Source organism: Streptomyces spiramyceticus (assembly GCF_028807635.1).
Lineage (GTDB): Bacteria > Actinomycetota > Actinomycetes > Streptomycetales > Streptomycetaceae > Streptomyces > Streptomyces spiramyceticus.
Window position 1 is genome coordinate 1,359,116 of record NZ_JARBAX010000002.1, and the last position, 17,001, is coordinate 1,376,116.

Genomic DNA, 17,001 nt, shown 5'->3' on the forward strand with positions numbered 1-17,001 from the left:
AGCATGTTCGGTGCCGCTTCGAGCGGTGGCCTGACTCGCGCTATGACTGGCCCTGGTGCCTTGCGTGCACTAGGCGTCCCGGTATTGGTCCCGGACCTCGGGGCGTTGCTGGAAGCCGGCTGACTTGTAGGTGGCGACGGCGCCGACATTGGAGCTCGGGGCGCAGACGATCGCGCTCGACGAGCCCAGCTCCTGGAGTGCGGCCGCCGCGGCGACGCTGATCGCCTCGCCGTAGCCGTGACGGCGATGTTCCCGGTGCACGCCCATCGGTTCGAGCAACCCGGGCCTACCCGGACCGGCCGACCACACCGTCACCGCCGCCACCGCATTGCCCTGGTCGTCGTACGCGACCAGACACCGGGCGTCGGCGTACGGCAATCCGGCCGCCATCGCGTGCCAGCGCTCGTCCGTGAACCTCGACCCGTCGAACGCTGCCCGATGTACGGCGGCAAACACGTGCGCCTGCTCCGGCCCGACCACCTCGATCCGCACGCCTGGGTCCTTCACCGGCTCCGTGAGGTCGCGGCGCAGCGGCGTCCAGGGCTCGTCGGCGTTCCAGCCGTCCTCCAACAGCAGATCTTGGACCAGTGCACCCATCGGCGCCTCGATGTTCACCTTCCCCTCGGGCAGCACGCCGCGCTCCGGCTCGGTCACGTCTTCAACCAACTGCTGCGCCAGCTCCTCCTCCCGCTGAGCGTCTGGCGCGATCGTCAGCCGCAACAGCCCGGGGCCGTCCAGCAGCCCGACGGCGAGAATCTGTCCGTCCCGGCTCCACGTCCTGACCGCCGCGGCGGTCGCTTCCGCACCTGACCGCCAGAACCAGCCCAGGTCCCCCGGATGCAGTTGCATCGGCGCCCCGTCGTACTGCCACTCCCGCAGCACGCCCACAGCCTCGCTCAGCCCGTCGACTCCCGGCTTGCCCAACACAATCGCCATACGCCCGATCACACACCACCGCACCGACAGTCCGCACCCGGTTTCCGACCGGCCGGCGTGGTGCGGGTTTGGGGACTCGGGAAGGCAGCCGATGATCGAAGAGACACGGCCTGGTTGGACCGACTCGCGATCGTCGGCGCGCAGCAGGGCGGAGGGGTGGTGGCCAGGCCCGGGGCGTCGGCCGCTCTGGCATCTGGACGTGGGAGAGCATCGTGGTCACGCGGGCGGGGCCGGGAACAGGCGTCATCGCAGGGGGCGACGCGTGGCGGGCGGGCCTGGTGATCGCCTGGTGGTGATCCATCCGCGGTGCAATCCTGGACTTACGGCCCACCGCACAGGGTGAGTACAAGGATCGGCGGGTGATGGCATGCCCGAGCTGCCCGACGTCGAGGGGTTCCGAGAGGTCCTCGCCTCCTGTGCGCAGGGCAAGCGGATCAAGCGGGTCGACGTGCATGACGCGGGCGTCCTGCACGGGGTGAGCGCGGCGCGGCTGAGCCGCGATCTGGAAGGCCACCGGTTCACCGCACCTGAGCGGCACGGCAAGTGGCTGCTCGCCCGCACTGACGGGCCCACCGTGTTGCTGCACTTCGGCATGACCGGACAGCTGGTCTGCTGCCGCCAAGCGGACCCGCCCGATCCGCACGACCGCGTGGTGTTCACCGTCGGCCGGAACCAACTGCGCTACCGCGACCAGCGCAAGCTGCAGGGCCTCTGGCTTGCCGAGGACGCCGACGCCGACGTGGCGCACATCCTGGACGACCAGGGCGTTGACGCGATGTCGGTGAAACGGGCCGAGTTCGACGAGCTGTTGTCCCGGCGGCGCAGCCGCGTCAAGTCGGCCCTCACCAATCAGTCCGTGCTCGCGGGGCTCGGCAATCTGCTCGCCGATGAGATCCTGTGGCGCGCCCGCCTGCATCCGGCACGCCGGGCCGACCGGCTGACCGACGACGAGCGCCACCGGCTGCACACCGAGATGCGCCGCACCCTGCGCTCATCGGTGCGCGCCGGCCGCGTACCCACCCGGAAGTCCTGGCTCACGGGCCGCCGCGATGACACCGACCCGACCTGCCCGCGTTGCGACGGGCCGCTGAGCCGCACGCGCATCGGCGGGCGCGGCACTGTGTGGTGCCCCCGGTGCCAGCCGGACAGCCCATGACCCCAGCACGCCCGTGAGCCCAGTGCGGCTCACGGGCGTGCTGGAGGGCGAGCGGCGGCGTGCGGGGAGCATGCGGTACCGGGCGATGTCGTGGACGGGCGGCTCGGGCAGGACCTCGGCCAGGAACAGCCGGCCGTGCGCGGCAAAAATCGCCTGGCCGTGTCGTCCGGCCACCTCGCGGTCGGTGCCGACGCCGTCCGCGATGGCGTCGACGGCGGCCTGGTCGGCGTCGTGGGCGCGCAGGCTGTCCCGCAGGTTCCGTCGGCGCAGCCCGATGGCCCGGTCGAGTTCGTCGATGTCACGCGACGTGTCGAGGTAGACCGAGGCGACCGTGCCGGGGTATTCGTACAGCGGATTGAGGAACTGCAGTTTCACGGCTTCCTACCGGAGCGTGTTGCGGCGCGCGGCCCTCCCGGGTGACGGGCTCTGGGGCCGGTGCCGGCCCGGGCAGTGGGCCGGGCTGAGGATGTGGATCGGGTCGCGGAGCGTGCAGGGGCTGGGGATCGGGTTCGGGCTGGGCGGCGCCGGCGGCACGGGATCGGGTCCGCCCGGAGCAGGCACCGGACCCGGCCCACCGGCGGGTAGGCACCGGGTACGGGTCCCGACCGGGAGGTGAGCGCAGTGGTGCGGTACTTGCGACTGACGCTGCTGGGCGTGGGCGCGATGAACTCGCCGCGCTTCGCACCCGCCGGTCTGCTGGTGCGCTACCGCCGCCACCGGGTCGCGTTCGACGCGGGCCCCGGGGCCGATCTGCCGCAGCGACTGGACGCCTGGCTGGTCACTGACGAGCAGGCCGAACTCCACTCCGCCCTGAAGAGGATGGCAGCAGACCGTGGTGTCGAAGCCCGAACGGCCGATCTTGAACTGGGCGGGCTCGTGATCCACGCGTGTCCGGTCGCGCACACCTCGCACCCGACCTGCGGCTACAGGATCGAGGCCGACGGTGTCGCGGCCGTATGGGCGCCGGAGTTCTGGGAGTTTCCGTCCTGGGCGAGCGGCGCCGACCTGATGTTCGCGGAGGCCGCCGGCTGGAATCGGCGGATCCGGTTCCGAGGCGGGCTCGGCGGCCACGCCCACGTTCTCGAGGTCGGCCGGGAAGCCGCGCGGTACCAGGTGCGGCGCCTGGTCTACGCCCACATTGGACGGCCGTGCCTGCGCGCCATGGACGCCGGGCTGACGCCCGAGTGGGGCGAATGGGGCCGGGAGGGACGCACGTACTCACTGCTGCCCGAACAACGTGGTTGATGCGCACCACGCGGGGAAGACGCATTGACGTGCCGCGGCCTTGGCCGAGGACCCGCGCGACGACATCACACACAGTGGACACACTCCTTGCTCGCTGGACATGAGGGACCTGCCGCTGCCGCCGGACGGCGAGAGCGGGACATGGCGTGAAGAGCGGACCGGCTACTTCTGTGGGGCACTCCCCGCGGCTGCCGCCCCGCGACGGACGAAGAGCAGCAGTGCGCCGCCTACTGCCGCCGAGGGCGCGAAGGTCGAGATGCGGCAGGCCGGGTCCGGGCGGGAGCTGCAACCTGCCGGATTCTGGCCCGCGTTGGGAGAGATCTGGCAGATCGGGCTGTGTCTGGCCGACCTGGGGATGAGTGTGGCCTTGATGCTGGAGCCCCAAGACGGAGCGGCCTCGGGTACAAGGGCAAGGGCCCGGGCCGTGGTGCTCGCGAGTCGGCTGTGCGGACCCCGCCGGAGCGCTTCTCGGACGGCTTCGGTGTGGTGTTCTTCGTGGGGTCGGGATCGTCGTCCTCGACGTCGTCGTCGCCGTCGCCGCCGGTCTCCTCAGCCTCGTCGTACGACCCCGCCGATTTTGAAGGGGTGAGGGACAACGGTGGAGATCTCGTAGCGGTTTCCCGCCCTGGTGAGCGCCTTCGGGCACGCGGGACGGAGTGCATGCCGAGCGCATGTATGGTGCCGACGAGGCCCAGGTGACCAGTTGAGTCGCCCGGGCCTGAATCATCGGGAGCCGAGCGGGGAGAAAACGGTCCATGGGGGATCACTTCAAGACGGATATCGGGCAACTCCAGCAGTTCCTGACGAATCTTGAGAAATGCGTCGACGAGCTGAACGAGGCCCGGTCCGCCCTCGACCACGTACGCGCCGACCAGATCGGCACCCCCCGGCTCGACGAAGCCTGTGACAAGTTCCAGGACGAATGGCAGTACGGGTCCGAAAAGGCCCAGGAACTGATCGACGAGATCAAAGAAGGCGTGAAGGCCAACAAGAAGGGCTACGAAGAGGTCGAGGACGCCCTGGAGAAGGCCCTCAAGCAGATCGCGGAGAAGAGCACCTCGGGCGACGGCGGCGGTAAGTAATGGCCGCGAACCCATACCCCCACATCGGCTGGAACCCCGTACCTGGCGTCCCCGCCGAGGTCACGAAGCTGCAGCAGAAGGTGGGCGCAGCCGCGACGGCGCTCGAGAACACGCACCGGCAGCTGACGAAGCTCACCGCCGAGAGCAGCTACTGGCAGGGCGACGCGGCGGAGGAGTTCCGCAAGAACCTCGAGGGCGACCTGCCGAAGTACCTCAAGAAGGCCGCCTCAGCGCTGCGCAGCGCCGCAACCCAACTGCACAAGTGGGACGGCCACTTGACCTCCAACCGGGCGCTGGCCACGAAGTACGACGCCGAGGCTGCCGAGAAGAAGGCCGCGGCCGGCAAGGCCAAGAACGCGTACGACCAGGCCGCACAGGACCCGGACCTGAAGCTCGCCAACCAGACCTTCCCCTCGCAGGAGGAGGCCGACAACGCGACCGCGCGGCTGCGCTCCGCCGAGCGGGAGCTGAACGAGGCGAACTCGGCCCTCACCAAGGCCAACAACGAGTACGAGTCGCTCAACCGCAAGATCAAGGAACTGGAGTCCGAGCACTCCCACGACGCCGAGATCGTCGCCAAGGCGCTGGAAGGCACGGCAGAGAAGGCCCCCGACAAGGGCTTCTGGGAGAGCGTCGGCGACATCCTCGGGTCGGTCGGCAAGTTCCTGGCGGAGCACGCGGGCACGATTGGTGCCATCGCCGGGCTGCTTGCTCTCATCCCTGTTCTGGCTCCGATCATGGCGCCCATCGCACTTGTAGCGAGCGCGGTGTCCATGGGCAAGAACCTTTTGGACCCGAAGTTCAGAAGCGATTTGATGGGTAACGGCAGCGGCATGGACCAGTTCGCCGCCATAGCATCCCTGGTCGGCGACACGGTCGGCATCATTCCGGGCGCCAAGGCGCTGGGCGTGGCCGCGAAGGAGGGCTTCGAGGGCGCGGCCGACGGGGCCTCACTCCTGGGGAAAGTCGGGGCCGGTACGAAGGACGGGCTCCTTGGGGTCGGCCGCTCGGCGGGGGCTGAGGCCCGCGCAACCTGGGACGCTGTCGGGGACAGTGCCGGGAACTCGGCGAAGTTCATGTTGGACATCAAGGCCAACGGCCTGAACGCCGCCGCGAACGTCGTCTCCTCGGCGGAGACCTTCGGCGCCGTGGACGACGACGGCACCGAGCACAACGCGGCGGAGAGCACGAAGGCCGCCGCGACGGCGCACGGCATCGGCGGATTGCTGAACCTCTGGTGACCGGCCACGGCGAAAGTGAAAGCAGTGAAGGCAGCGCATGACCGTGAGTGATTTGACCACCGCATCCCAGGACACCCGCAAGCCTGCCTTCTGGTACGGACTGCCCGTCGGATATATGTCCCTGGACCTCCTGCCGCCGGCCGAGCGGCTCATGGAGATCATCAACCAGCTTCGTGGACTGCCCGAACAGGAACGGGACGAGGCGGACCGGGCCCTGCGCCTGTATGCGGGCATCATCGGCCTGCTGAACACCAACCGGGTGCAGGAGTGTGCGCTCGGTATGCATCCCGACGACGTCGGTGGTTTCACCACGTCGGTGTTCACCGTGTCGACGCTGCCGACGTCGGGCAGCGCGAAGCTCGCGGTGGCCGGCCTCGCGGGCAGCGCCGCGGACGACCCGGACGAGGGCTTGCGACCGCTGGAGCTGCCGTGCGGTCTCGGTTTCCTCGCCGAGAAGCGGGCGCCCGCCCCGCGGTCGACCCGGCACCCGGAGCGGAGCGACGCGGCCTCGAGTCACATCTGGCAGGGCACCGTCGCGGTAGCGGCACCGAGCACCCCGGAGCTCATCGTGCTTCAGATGGTGACCCCGGATCTCGACTCCGCCGACGACTACCGGAACATATTGCTCGGGATCGCCCGCACCCTGACCTTCACCGATCCCGCGCGGGCCACGGCCACCGACGAGGACCGGGAACCGGAGGCGCCGACCGGCGCCGCCGTCGCCATGCGGAACGACTTCGGATAGCACCAGCCGGGCTGGGGCGGACTGCAGGAGAGATGATGCCGGACAACACTCAAGGCACCCACACGCCGGGTGCATTGGACGCCGCCGCGCTGCGGCAGAAGCTGACCAAGCGGGCGTGGTGGGCCGGTATCCGCAACACCGTGATCTACGGGCTCATGGCGTTCGCAACGCCGGGACTGGGGCAAGCGGCGAAGCACGCCGGTATGTCATGGGTGCCCATCGTCGGAGGGCCGATCATCTTCGTCGGCATCCTCGGCTTCCTCGCCTCGCTCTACAGCATCCCCCTCGGGGTCACCATCACGGGCAGCTGCCGCAAGACGCTCGCGCAGTACTCCTTCGACACGTTCTGCCCCCAGATCACCAAGGTGGACGGCGCCGAGGCCACCAGGGGCCGCCCGAAGAACATGACGCTCACGCTGCACACCGCCGACGGCCAGGAGTCACCGCTGATGCGGATCAACCCGGCCCCCCGGCGCGGCCCATGGCACAACCCCTGGCCCAAAGGCGTCGAAGACGGCCTGTACATCGCGGGCGACCCGCCCTTCGGCGCAGTCGGCTACGTACCGAGTAGCGGAGTGTTCCTCTTCATGCAGCCCGCGGACTGGGACGCGACCGCCCCCGACCGCAGGCAGGCCGACCACAGCCGCACCACCAAGGCCCAACAGGCCGAACTCACGCACAAGATCATCTAGTTCAGCCCTCGAAGAGAGATCAGCCCCATGGCACGCACCACGTCCGAGACCCACCCCGTCACCCGCGTAGTCGGGCGCATCCTCGGCGTTTTCGCCATCCTGATGGCCGGTGTCTGGGGCAGCATCGCCGGCAACGATCTGGCACTGTCCGTCGGCGCGTTCGGCAGCTCGGGGACGTATGCCGTCTCCGAATGCCACGACACCGACCTGCGTCGCAACAACTCCGACTACGAGTGCGACGGCATGTTCACCCCGCACGACGACGGACAGGGGAGTTCGTACGTCGAGATCGAGGGGGCCGCCGAGGACTACCCGGACGGGGCTCGTATCGAGATGCAGGCCGACTCCGGGGGTGAGCCGCAACCGGTCGGGTTCTGGCCCGCGTTGGGGGAGATCTGGCAGGTCGGGCTCGCTCTGATGGTCGTCGGGATCGGTATCGCGGTACTTGTCGACCCCAAGAAGTCCCCCCACGCGCGTCCCGAGACCACGCCCCGGGACAGGGTGTCGCAAGCATTCTTCGTCGTGGGCGCCGCCGGTCTGGCGATCGCGGTCCTGGACGGCGTCGTCGCCATCGCCGCGGGTCTCATCAGCCTCGCCGCCTGACCCGTCGCGGCGTACGCCCGACGAACCGCCGAGTGACGCAGACAGCCACCACTTCCTCCGGACTGGCGGTGCGTCGGCGTTCGCGCGCGCCTCGCGAGGCCAAAGTCACCGGTGGTGTACGTGCAGGGGGGCCTTGTCGCTGCGTACGTCGCCCGCATCAGGTTCGCGCGTCACGGGGCCAGCGACCGCCAAATCCGGTCCGGCAGGATCCGGGCGGCCTCGTCGAGGTCGACGTCGTCGATGCCCGAGAGCCAGCGGCGGGCGACGCCGACGACCGGGCCGAGGGCCAGGGACTCGATCAGAGGCAGCGGGAGCGGGGCGAGTTCGCCGGACTCGACGCGGGGCTGGATCCACTGGGCGAAGGCCGAGAGCCGGGCCTCCTGGGCGTCGCGGAGTTCTTTGCCCTGGGCCATGCCGTATCGGTCGGCCGTGGAGGAGTGCAGGAGCAGGGCGGCGTCCCGGTGTTCCTGTATGAACGCCAGGTAGGTCCGGACGAGGGCGCGGATGCCGGCACGGGCGGTGCGGGCGTCCTGCAGAGACATGGCCAGCTCGCCCAGCAGCCGGCTCAGCCAGCGCTGCGTCAGCGCGGCCATGAGGCCGTCGACACTGCCGAAGTGGTGGTAGAGACTGCCCAGACTGACCCCGCTGGCCCGGGTGACCGCGCCGACCGTGATGCCCCGCTCGCCCTCGGCGGCGTAGACGCGCAGCGCGGCGCCGAGGAGCAAGTCGGCGGTCACCTCGCCGCGCCCCGTCGGGTACGGCGTCACCGGCGAAGTCACCGGCGAAGTCACCGGGCAAGGAGAAGGTTGAGGAGAACGACGAGGACAAGGGGCAGGAAGAGACGGGCGGGTCCCACGTCGCGGTCGCCGGGGGCGCCGGGACCGGCGCAGAGGACGGCACGGGCGGAAGCGGCGGCTCCGGCGGCTCTAGCAGCTCCGGCAGCTCGGGCAGCTCGGTCGGTTCCGGCACCTCCGGCGGCGGGACGTCCACGGCCACCGCGCCCCCCACCTCCGGCACCTACGGCTACCGCAATGGCGACAACGGCTCATGCATCACTCAGGTCTACGGCGCCGCGGACCACGGGAACTGCTCGGACTCGACCGCCCGGTGGACCGTGCAGAGCAGGTCGGACGGCAGCTTCAAGCTCGTCAACCAGCAGACCGGCCAGTGCCTGTACTCCAACGGGCTCGGCCAGGCCGTCTTCGTGGGCGACTGTGCCCAGGCCACCGGCCGGCTGTGGCGTACGGGTTCAGGTGGCAGCCTCCGGAGCGACTACGGCGGAGGCTGCCTCGACCTGGGCATGAGCAGCGGCCTGGTGACGAAGACGTGCGCCGGGGAGGCGTCGCAGCGGTGGACGAGGCAGACCTAGTGCGCTCGGGTCGGCCTCTGCCTGGACGCCCCGAGGTTCTGCGGCTGGGCCGACGCCTGCTCCGACCGGCGTGACGTAGCTCCCTCCGGTGGGAGATCGACGCCACCGCTACTGATCGGTACCGTCCACGGGAACAGCGGATGCCGATCCCGGCAGACGGAATGACATCGCCACCTTGAGGCGCCGCGCCCGCACACGACAGGGGACATTGATGTTCCGCAAGGTATTGGTCGCCAACCGTGGCGAGATCGCGATCCGCGCCTTCCGCGCGGCGTTCGAGCTCGGCATCTCCACCGTGGCCGTTTTCCCCTACGAGGACCGCAACTCGCTCCACCGGGCAAAAGCTGACGAGGCCTACCAGATCGGCGAAAAGGGCCACCCGGTGCGGGCCTATCTCTCGGTCGACGAGGTGATCAAGGCCGCGCGCAGGGCCGGCGCCGACGCCATCTACCCCGGATACGGCTTCCTGTCGGAGAACCCCGACCTCGCCGCCGCGTGTGCCGAGGCCGGGATCACCTTTGTCGGGCCCCCCGCTTCCGTACTGCACCTCACCGGCAACAAGTCCCGCGCGGTGGCGGCCGCCCGCGAGGCCGGGGTTCCCGTCCTGAAGTCGTCGGAGCCGTCCACGGACGTGGACACGCTGATCGGCGCGGCCGACTCCATCGGGTTCCCGGTGTTCGTCAAGGCGGTCGCCGGCGGCGGCGGGCGAGGAATGCGGCGCGTCGCCGAGCCCGCCGAGCTGCGGGAGGCGATCGACGCGGCGATGCGCGAGGCGGAGTCGGCGTTCGGAGACGCCACCGTCTTCCTGGAGCAGGCCGTCATCAACCCCCGCCACATCGAAGTGCAGATCCTCGCCGACGCCCACGGGAATGTCGTCCACCTGTACGAGCGTGACTGTTCGGTGCAGCGCCGCCACCAGAAGGTCGTCGAGATCGCGCCAGCGCCGAATCTCGACCCGGAGCTGCGCGCGCGTATCTGCGCCGACGCCGTCGCGTTCGCCAAGCACATCGGATACGTCAACGCGGGGACCGTGGAGTTCCTGGTCGACGAGCGCGGCAACCACGTCTTCATCGAGATGAACCCGCGTATCCAGGTGGAGCACACGGTCACCGAGCAGGTCACCGGACGGGACCTGGTGATCGGGCAGCTGCGGATCGCCGCGGGAAAGACACTTCCGGAACTGCAGCTGACGCAGGACGACATCGTCCTCACGGGCACGGCCCTGCAATGCCGTATCACCACTGAGGATCCCGCCAACGGCTTCCGTCCCGACACCGGCACCATCTCCGCGTACCGTTCCCCGGGCGGCCCCGGTGTACGGCTCGACGGCGGCACCGTCCACACCGGCGCCGAAGTGTCTGCCCACTTCGACTCGATGCTGGTCAAGCTGACCTGCCACGGCCACGACTTTGCCAACGCCGCCCGCCGCGCACGGCGTGCGATCGCCGAGTTCCGTATCCGCGGAGTCGCCACCAATCTGCCCTTCCTGGGCGCCGTGCTCGACCACCCCGGCTTCCGCGAAGGCCGTGTCACGACAAGCTTCATCGCCGAGCATCCGGAGCTGATCCGGGCGCGCCCCTCGGCCGACCGCGGAAGTCGCATGCTCACGTATCTCGCCGAGACGACCGTCAACCGTCCCCACGGCCCGCGTCCCCAGGTCATCGACCCGGCTGCCAAGCTCCCTCCCGTCGCACTGGGCAGAGCGTCCGCCGAAGGCTCCCGGCAGCGCCTCGCGGCACTCGGGCCGGAGGCGTTCGCAGCGGAACTGCGTGCGCAGCGGGCCGTCGCGGTGACGGACACGACCTTCCGCGACGCGCACCAGTCCCTGCTGGCCACCCGGGTGAGGACGCGCGATCTGCTGGCCGTCGCCCCGCATGTCGCCCGCACAGCACCGGAGCTGCTGAGCCTGGAGTGCTGGGGCGGCGCCACGTACGACGTCGCCCTGCGCTTCCTCGCCGAGGATCCCTGGGAGCGGCTCGCGGCCCTGCGGGAGGCGGTGCCCAACATCTGTACGCAGATGCTGCTGCGCGGGCGCAACACCGTCGGTTACACGCCCTACCCCGTCGAGGTGACCGAGGCCTTCGTCGCCGAGGCTGCGGCGACCGGCATGGACATCTTCCGGATCTTCGACGCGCTCAACGACGTCTCGCAGATGCGTCCCGCCATCGATGCCGTCCGGTCCACCGGCACCTCGCTGGCCGAGGTCGCCCTGTGCTACACCGCGGACCTGTCGAACCCGGCCGAACAGCTGTACACGCTCGACTACTACCTGCGCCTCGCGGAGCAGATCGTGGAGGCCGGCGCGCACGTACTGGCCATCAAGGACATGGCCGGCCTGCTGCGCCCGCGCGCCGCCCGCACCCTGGTGACCGCACTGCGCGACCGCTTCGACCTTCCGGTGCATCTGCACACCCATGACACGGCGGGTGGCCAGCTCGCGACGCTGATCGCCGCGATCGACGCGGGCGTCGACGCCGTCGACGCAGCCGTCGCCTCGATGGCGGGCACCACCAGCCAGCCGTCCCTGTCGGCGCTCGTCGCGGCTACCGACCACACGGAGCGCGCGACCGGGCTCTCGCTCGACGCGGTCGGAGGACTCGAACCGTACTGGGAAGCCATGCGTAAGGTCTATGCGCCCTTCGAGTCGGGGCTCGCCTCGCCCACCGGGCGGGTCTACCACCACGAGATCCCCGGCGGACAGTTGTCGAACCTGCGTCAGCAGGCCATCGCGCTCGGCCTCGGCGACCGCTTCGAGCTGATCGAGGACTGCTACGCGGCCGCCGACCGGATGCTGGGCCGGCTGGTCAAGGTGACCCCCTCCTCGAAGGTGGTGGGAGACCTCGCCCTGCACCTGGTCGGAGCCGGGGTCCAGGCGGCCGACTTCGAGTCCGACCCCGGCAAGTTCGACGTACCGGACTCGGTGGTCGGATTCTTGCGCGGCGAGCTCGGCGACCCGCCCGGCGGCTGGCCCGAGCCGTTCCGTACGCGCGCACTCCAGGGCCGCCCCGAGCAGGCCGGGGCTCCGACCTTGTCGGACGAGGACCGCGAGGGACTGGGCCGGGAGCGGCGGGCGACGCTGAACCGGTTGCTGTTCCCCGGCCCGACCAAGGAGTTCCAGGCCCACCGCGAGGCCTACGGCGATACGTCCGTACTGCCCACGCAGGACTTCTTCTACGGCTTGGAGCCGGACACCGAGCACACGGTCACCCTGGGGGCCGGTGTCACGCTGCTGATCGAGCTGGAAGCGATCTCCGAGGCCGACGAGCGGGGCTTCCGTACGGTGCTGGCCACGCTCAACGGCCAGCTGCGGCCGGTGTCGGTGCGGGACAAGTCCGTCGCCACCGAGGTCAAGGCCGCGGAGAAGGCCGAGCGCGGCAACGACCGGCATGTCCCCGCGCCGTTCGCCGGCGTCGTGACGCTCCAGGTGGAGGAGGGCTCTTCGGTGTCGGCGGGTCAGACGGTGGCCACCATCGAGGCGATGAAGATGGAGGCTTCCATCACCGCCCAGTGCGCGGGCACGGTCGCGCGGCTGGCGATCGGAAAGATCCAGCAGGTCGAGGCGGGCGATCTGCTCATCGAGATCGGCTGATATCTGCTTCGTACGGGCGTACGCGGTCGGCCCGGGTGAGGTTCCTGGGCCGACCGCCCGCGTACGGAAGTCGGCCGGCCGTCCGCCGCCTATCGCTGACCCTCGGGTGCCAATTGCGCGCACCCGCTTCGGCGAGGTCCACGGCTACGCCGGCGACCGCCTGCCCGCCCCGAGCTCAGGTCTCTCGTGGGAGAGCCGGATTGGAATGGGACCGCGCGCCGAGCGGACCAAGCGGGCTTTCGGCAATAGGTTCAGGCGGCATGGCGGAACCCATTTACTACGTCGACCGCTCGGACATCCGCGGGGGCAAGCTCGCGGAGGTCAAGAACGGGATGCGCGACCTGGTCGCGTTTGTCGAGGCGCGCGAGCCGCAGCTGATCGCCTACGACTTCTACATCGACGAGTCGGAGTCCACGATGACCGTGGTGGCCGTCCATCCTGATTCGGCGTCGATGGAACTCCACCTGGAGCTCGGCGGACCAAAGTTCCGCCAGTTCGGTGCGCTCATCCGCATGAGATCCATCGACGTGTACGGCCGGCCGAGCCAGGTAGTCGTGGACCAGCTCCGCCAGAAGGCCGAGATGCTCGGCGGAGGCACCGTAACCCTCCACACCCTGCAGGCGGGCTTCAGCCGACTGCATCCACCCCGGAACAGCGCCTAAGGTCTGCTGCCGGAGATCGGGCCAGCGCTAGCCTGACACAACATCAGCACACACTCGCGCTAGTGTGCGTGCGTGAGCCTTCATATCGTCATAGGTTTCGGGCCCGCAGGGGCGGCAACTGCTCGGCTGCTGGCCAAGAATGGGCATTCAGTACGCGTCGTCACCAAGTCGGGCGGAAGCCCGGAGCCCGGCATCGAGCACGTAGCGTTGGACGCGACGGACAGCAAGCGATTGATCGACGTCGCGCAGGGCGCGGCCGCGATCTACGGCTGTGCCTCACCGCCCTACCATCGCTGGGCGAGTGAATGGCCACCGCTGGCCGCGTCGGTCTGCGCGGCGGCCGAGGCGACCGGGGCCGTCCTGGTCATGCTGGGCAACCTCTACGGGTACGGTCCGGTCGACGGTCCCATGACCGAGGAACTGCCGCTCGCGGCGACCGGCCCCAAGGGGCGGGTGCGCGCTGCCGTTTGGGAGCAGGCGCGGGAACTCCATGAGCAGGGTCGTATCAAGGCGGTCGAGGTGCGGGCCTCGGACTTCTTCGGGCCCGGCGCGACCGACGGCGGGCACTTGGCCGCGCGGGTCATGCCACGACTGTTGCGCGGTAAGCCGGTCTCCACGCTCGGGGACCCGGACGCCCCGCACAGCTGGAGCTACCTCCCCGATGTGGCCAGGGCCCTGGCCGAGGTCGCGGACGAGGAACGGGCCTGGGGGCGGGCCTGGCACGTGCCGACGGAGCCCGCCTTGTCCACCCGGGAGATGGTCGACCGCCTTGCCACTCAGTCGCAAACGGGGCCGGTCGCGGTGCGCAGGCTGCCGCCGGCTGTGCTCGGGGTCGTGTCGGTGTTCTCTCCGCTGATCCGCGAACTCAAGGAGATCCGTTATCAGTTCGACCGTCCATTTGTAGTTGATTCGAGTGCTTACGAATCCGAATTTGCGGTACGAGCCACCCCTGTCGATGAGCAGGTCAAGGCGACAGTGGACTGGTGGCGTGAGCGACTGGCCATCGCCGGGTGAAACCTAGGCCCTGTCCGGTGGCTCGCCGCAGCCACACACGGCACTTGAACGGGGCAGCCGAGCGCTGTGCGCGAGGTATCGGGCTGTGACCGTTCTCGCTCATGGGCAAACCACGCCTTGACCTAGCGGGCGCTCCAGGTTCTGGCGTCATCCGCATGATCACAAAACAGCGGAAGCTCGGCACCGGCTTCGGTGCGCGCAGCACTGCCGATGACGTTCTCACCGAGATCAACCTGACCGGCACCACTGACCCGGGCTATACAGCCTGACCTGCGCGTTCTCAAGGCGTACCGTAGTCACCCTGCCGCAGCCGTCCCAGCAAGTGACCAACGCGAGCCCAGGTCGTTAAACCTGGCGCACGGAGAGTGAACGGACAAGCCCCGGGTCCTCATGGTCCCGGGGCTTTGTGCTGTTCCTCGAACCGGGGGACAGCCGCTCGAACCCTCGCACCGAGAGCCTGTGCTGCGGAGGCCTCGGCCGTCCGCGGCGTGGCGGTCAGGAACGCGGTCGGCGGGGCTGCTCGCCTCGTTCCGCCTTCTGCTCCTTGATGCGGACCGCTTCCTTGCGGACCTCGGCCTGGGTGGCGCGCTCCTTCTGCAGCCACTCGGGGTTGTCCGTCTTCAGCGCGTCGATCTGCTCCGTGGTGAGGGGCTCCGTGACTCCGCCGCGCGCGAGACCCGCGATGGAGATGCCCAGCTTCGCCGCGACCACCGGCCGGGGGTGCGGGCCGTTGCGCCGCAGTTCCTGCAGCCACTCGGGCGGGTCGGACTGCAGGGCGTTCAGCTCGGTGCGCGAGACGACACCCTCCTGGAACTCGGCGGGGGTGGCCTCGAGGTACACACCCAGCTTCTTCGCCGCGGTCGCGGGCTTCATCGTCTGGGTGGTCTGGTGCGACGTCATGGTGTCAAGAGTATCGAGCATGTGAGCTACCTCCGACCACGACCGGTAACCTGGCGGAGTGACAGGCTCGGAAGCAACCCCTTCGTTCCGGCTGGCGTACGTCCCGGGAGTGACGCCCACGAAGTGGGTGCGGATCTGGAACGAGCGACTGCCCGACGTCCCACTGACTCTCGTCGCGGTGTCCGCCGCCGAAGCGTGCGACGTGCTGCGGGGGCGCAGTGCCGACGCCGGTTTCGTACGGCTGCCGGTGGACCGGGAAGTCCTCAGCGCGATCCCCCTCTACACCGAGACGTCGGTCGTCGTGGTCCCGAAGGACCACGTTGTGGCGTCCGTCGACGAGGTGTCCGCCGAGGATCTGGCCGACGACATCGTGCTGCATCCCCTCGACGACACCCTCGACTGGGAGCGCCGGCCGGGAGTGCCCGCGAAGGAACGCCCCGCCACGACGGCGGACGCCGTCGAACTGGTGGCGGCGGGTGTGGGGCTGCTCGTCGTCCCGCAGTCGCTCGCCCGGCTGCACCACCGCAAGGACCTCACATACCGGCCGGTCTCGGACGCCCCCCAGTCGGGCGTCGCGCTGTCGTGGCCGCAGGACGAAACCACCGACCTGGTGGAGCACCTCATCGGGATCGTCCGTGGGCGGACCGTCAACAGCACACGGGGCCGCCCCGTGACCCCGGCGGAGCCGAAGCGAAAGAGCCCCGATACGCGCGGCGCACGGCGGAAACCCGCAGCCGGGAAGTCGACCGGCAAGCCGACCGGCAAGAGCCTCCGGAGTGCATCCGGCAGCCCTAAAGGCGGCAAGCGCGGCAAACCCCGCCGCCGGTCGTAGCGCAGCGACGAATTCGACGGGCCCGCGGGCTCCTCCGTCGACGGCCGCAAGTGCCAGATCGAGACGGGCGACAACGTCAACAACCATGAGCGGCAGTACTACACCGCGGGCAACCGCAACGCCGCACTCGACGGCCAGGGCAATCTCGTCATCACCGCCCGCCGTGGCATGGACGTGGCCGACGCCAACAACGCCAAACGGCACACCCGTACCGCTCTACGACTGCAATGGCAGGGACGCCCAGCGCTGGAGCGTGGGATCCGACGGCACGTGGACAGTGACCCGATGACCACGGGACTGCTGCGTTCGGCTCGCCGACGGTCCCGGCTACCGTACGGGGACGGCGAGTTCGCCGCCGCGATAGAAGCCTTCCCGTTCCGTGACGACGTACGGGGCCATGGCCTCACGGCGCCGCCTCTCCGCGTCGGAGGCCCGCCAGGCGTCGCACGCTTCCTCGGATTCCCAGAACGACACCCCGGTGATCTCCTGCCCGTCCTCTGACCAGTACGCGAAGGCGCGGAGCAGGCCCTGCGGGAACGGGCCGGGCCGCCATGCTGTCTCGAAATCCTCCAAGGTGTCCGGCCTGATGCGGCGCGTTGTCACCCAGACGAAGTGCTCCTCCATCGCAGCCTCCCTCCGGAACGCCGGTTCCGTGACGGCGCTCTCTGATCCACCGTAGGTCCGTCTCGCCGTTGCCGCCTCCGGCGCGGGCCGGGAACGCCGCGGGCCGGGAACGCCGGAGGCCGGGCCATCGCGCTGCCGTGCCGTGAGTACACCGTGATGGCCGCACCTGAAGGCTGGGGGGGGCGTACGGGGGTGTGAAAGGGGGCGCACGATGACGGGTGGAGTGCTTCTCTCTACCCGGCGCGTCGGTCACTGAACGTGATGGAAGTGCCCATTGCCGCTACATAGAGTAATTGCGTCCGGTTGTCCGG

The 17,001-nt window shown here is 69.7% G+C and carries 17 protein-coding genes and 1 pseudogene; 14 read left to right on the forward strand and 4 right to left on the reverse strand.

The features are described 5' to 3' along the window. Positions 1–69: 69 nt before the first annotated feature. The gene (locus tag PXH83_RS29560) at positions 70–936 is read right to left on the reverse strand and encodes a GNAT family N-acetyltransferase (protein WP_274564483.1); all 867 of its coding nucleotides are present in this window, start codon (positions 934–936) and stop codon (positions 70–72) included. A 367-nt stretch (positions 937–1,303) separates the two neighbouring features. Here PXH83_RS29560 and PXH83_RS29565 point away from each other — a divergent pair, with 367 nt between their 5' ends. The 8 genes from PXH83_RS29565 (at position 1,304) to PXH83_RS29600 (ending at position 7,700) form a co-directional block, all read left to right on the forward strand. Next, complete coding sequence (locus tag PXH83_RS29565) at positions 1,304–2,092, forward strand: Fpg/Nei family DNA glycosylase (RefSeq protein ID WP_274564484.1); 789 nt, start codon at positions 1,304–1,306, stop codon at positions 2,090–2,092. A 90-nt stretch (positions 2,093–2,182) separates the two neighbouring features. Next, positions 2,183–2,512 carry a hypothetical protein gene (locus PXH83_RS29570; protein WP_274564485.1) on the forward strand — a complete coding sequence of 110 codons (330 nt, stop codon included), beginning with the start codon at positions 2,183–2,185 and terminating at the stop codon, positions 2,510–2,512. 204 nt (positions 2,513–2,716) lie between these two features. Continuing rightward, entirely contained in the window at positions 2,717–3,337 is a 621-nt protein-coding gene (locus PXH83_RS29575) for an MBL fold metallo-hydrolase (protein ID WP_274564487.1), read from the forward strand. A 755-nt stretch (positions 3,338–4,092) separates the two neighbouring features. Then, positions 4,093–4,419: a hypothetical protein gene (locus PXH83_RS29580; protein ID WP_274564488.1), complete on the forward strand. Its 327-nt coding sequence runs from the start codon at positions 4,093–4,095 to the stop codon at positions 4,417–4,419. Continuing rightward, positions 4,419–5,660: a hypothetical protein gene (locus PXH83_RS29585; RefSeq protein WP_274564489.1), complete on the forward strand. Its 1,242-nt coding sequence runs from the start codon at positions 4,419–4,421 to the stop codon at positions 5,658–5,660. Before PXH83_RS29580 ends, PXH83_RS29585 begins: the two co-directional genes overlap by 1 nt. Before the next feature lie 52 nt (positions 5,661–5,712). Beyond that, positions 5,713–6,405 (forward strand): hypothetical protein, encoded by a 693-nt coding sequence (locus tag PXH83_RS29590; RefSeq protein ID WP_274564491.1) that lies wholly within the window; start codon positions 5,713–5,715, stop codon positions 6,403–6,405. Positions 6,406–6,440: 35 nt separating this feature from the next. Beyond that, the gene (locus PXH83_RS29595; RefSeq protein WP_274564493.1) at positions 6,441–7,097 is read left to right on the forward strand and encodes a hypothetical protein; all 657 of its coding nucleotides are present in this window, start codon (positions 6,441–6,443) and stop codon (positions 7,095–7,097) included. Between the two features lie 27 nt (positions 7,098–7,124). Continuing rightward, a complete protein-coding gene (locus tag PXH83_RS29600; protein WP_274564494.1) occupies positions 7,125–7,700 on the forward strand; it encodes a hypothetical protein in 576 nt (191 codons plus the stop codon). A 170-nt stretch (positions 7,701–7,870) separates the two neighbouring features. On the opposite strand, the gene PXH83_RS29605 is transcribed toward PXH83_RS29600, so the two are convergent. After that, a complete protein-coding gene (locus PXH83_RS29605; RefSeq protein WP_274564495.1) occupies positions 7,871–8,491 on the reverse strand; it encodes a TetR/AcrR family transcriptional regulator in 621 nt (206 codons plus the stop codon). Between the two features lie 323 nt (positions 8,492–8,814). On the opposite strand from PXH83_RS29605, the gene PXH83_RS29610 reads away from it, so the two are divergent. The 4 genes from PXH83_RS29610 to PXH83_RS29625 all read left to right on the forward strand — a co-directional run bounded on the left by PXH83_RS29610 (position 8,815) and on the right by PXH83_RS29625 (position 14,334). Continuing rightward, positions 8,815–9,069: a ricin-type beta-trefoil lectin domain protein gene (locus PXH83_RS29610; protein WP_274564496.1), complete on the forward strand. Its 255-nt coding sequence runs from the start codon at positions 8,815–8,817 to the stop codon at positions 9,067–9,069. Between the two features lie 211 nt (positions 9,070–9,280). Beyond that, a complete protein-coding gene (locus PXH83_RS29615) occupies positions 9,281–12,658 on the forward strand; it encodes a pyruvate carboxylase (protein WP_274564498.1) in 3,378 nt (1,125 codons plus the stop codon). 260 nt (positions 12,659–12,918) lie between these two features. After that, positions 12,919–13,320 (forward strand): hypothetical protein, encoded by a 402-nt coding sequence (locus PXH83_RS29620; RefSeq protein ID WP_274564499.1) that lies wholly within the window; start codon positions 12,919–12,921, stop codon positions 13,318–13,320. 72 nt (positions 13,321–13,392) lie between these two features. Next, the gene (locus PXH83_RS29625) at positions 13,393–14,334 is read left to right on the forward strand and encodes an NAD-dependent epimerase/dehydratase family protein (protein WP_274564500.1); all 942 of its coding nucleotides are present in this window, start codon (positions 13,393–13,395) and stop codon (positions 14,332–14,334) included. Between the two features lie 495 nt (positions 14,335–14,829). Here PXH83_RS29625 and PXH83_RS29630 read toward each other — a convergent pair whose 3' ends face one another. Continuing rightward, entirely contained in the window at positions 14,830–15,234 is a 405-nt protein-coding gene (locus tag PXH83_RS29630) for a DUF5997 family protein (RefSeq protein WP_214926845.1), read from the reverse strand. Positions 15,235–15,292: 58 nt separating this feature from the next. Here PXH83_RS29630 and PXH83_RS29635 point away from each other — a divergent pair, with 58 nt between their 5' ends. After that, entirely contained in the window at positions 15,293–16,066 is a 774-nt protein-coding gene (locus PXH83_RS29635) for a LysR substrate-binding domain-containing protein (protein WP_274564503.1), read from the forward strand. A 3-nt stretch (positions 16,067–16,069) separates the two neighbouring features. After that, a pseudogene (locus tag PXH83_RS29640) lies at positions 16,070–16,231 on the forward strand (1,3-beta-glucanase); the annotation flags it as partial. Between the two features lie 162 nt (positions 16,232–16,393). On the opposite strand, the gene PXH83_RS29645 reads toward PXH83_RS29640, so the two are convergent. Then, positions 16,394–16,690, reverse strand: a complete 297-nt coding sequence (locus tag PXH83_RS29645; RefSeq protein WP_274564504.1) for an antibiotic biosynthesis monooxygenase — start codon at positions 16,688–16,690, stop codon at positions 16,394–16,396. Positions 16,691–17,001: the final 311 nt, after the last annotated feature.

Bases quoted from the DNA above. Each gene is read 5' to 3' on its own strand.
- PXH83_RS29560 (WP_274564483.1), bottom strand. From the start codon at position 936: ATGGCGATTGTGTTGGGCAAGCCGGGAGTCGACGGGCTGAGCGAGGCT.
- PXH83_RS29565 (WP_274564484.1), top strand. From the start codon at position 1,304: ATGCCCGAGCTGCCCGACGTCGAGGGGTTCCGAGAGGTCCTCGCCTCC.
- PXH83_RS29580 (WP_274564488.1), top strand. From the start codon at position 4,093: ATGGGGGATCACTTCAAGACGGATATCGGGCAACTCCAGCAGTTCCTG.
- PXH83_RS29585 (WP_274564489.1), top strand. From the start codon at position 4,419: ATGGCCGCGAACCCATACCCCCACATCGGCTGGAACCCCGTACCTGGC.
- PXH83_RS29595 (WP_274564493.1), top strand. From the start codon at position 6,441: ATGCCGGACAACACTCAAGGCACCCACACGCCGGGTGCATTGGACGCC.
- PXH83_RS29600 (WP_274564494.1), top strand. From the start codon at position 7,125: ATGGCACGCACCACGTCCGAGACCCACCCCGTCACCCGCGTAGTCGGG.
- PXH83_RS29615 (WP_274564498.1), top strand. From the start codon at position 9,281: ATGTTCCGCAAGGTATTGGTCGCCAACCGTGGCGAGATCGCGATCCGC.
- PXH83_RS29620 (WP_274564499.1), top strand. From the start codon at position 12,919: ATGGCGGAACCCATTTACTACGTCGACCGCTCGGACATCCGCGGGGGC.
- PXH83_RS29630 (WP_214926845.1), bottom strand. From the start codon at position 15,234: ATGACGTCGCACCAGACCACCCAGACGATGAAGCCCGCGACCGCGGCG.
- PXH83_RS29645 (WP_274564504.1), bottom strand. From the start codon at position 16,690: ATGGAGGAGCACTTCGTCTGGGTGACAACGCGCCGCATCAGGCCGGAC.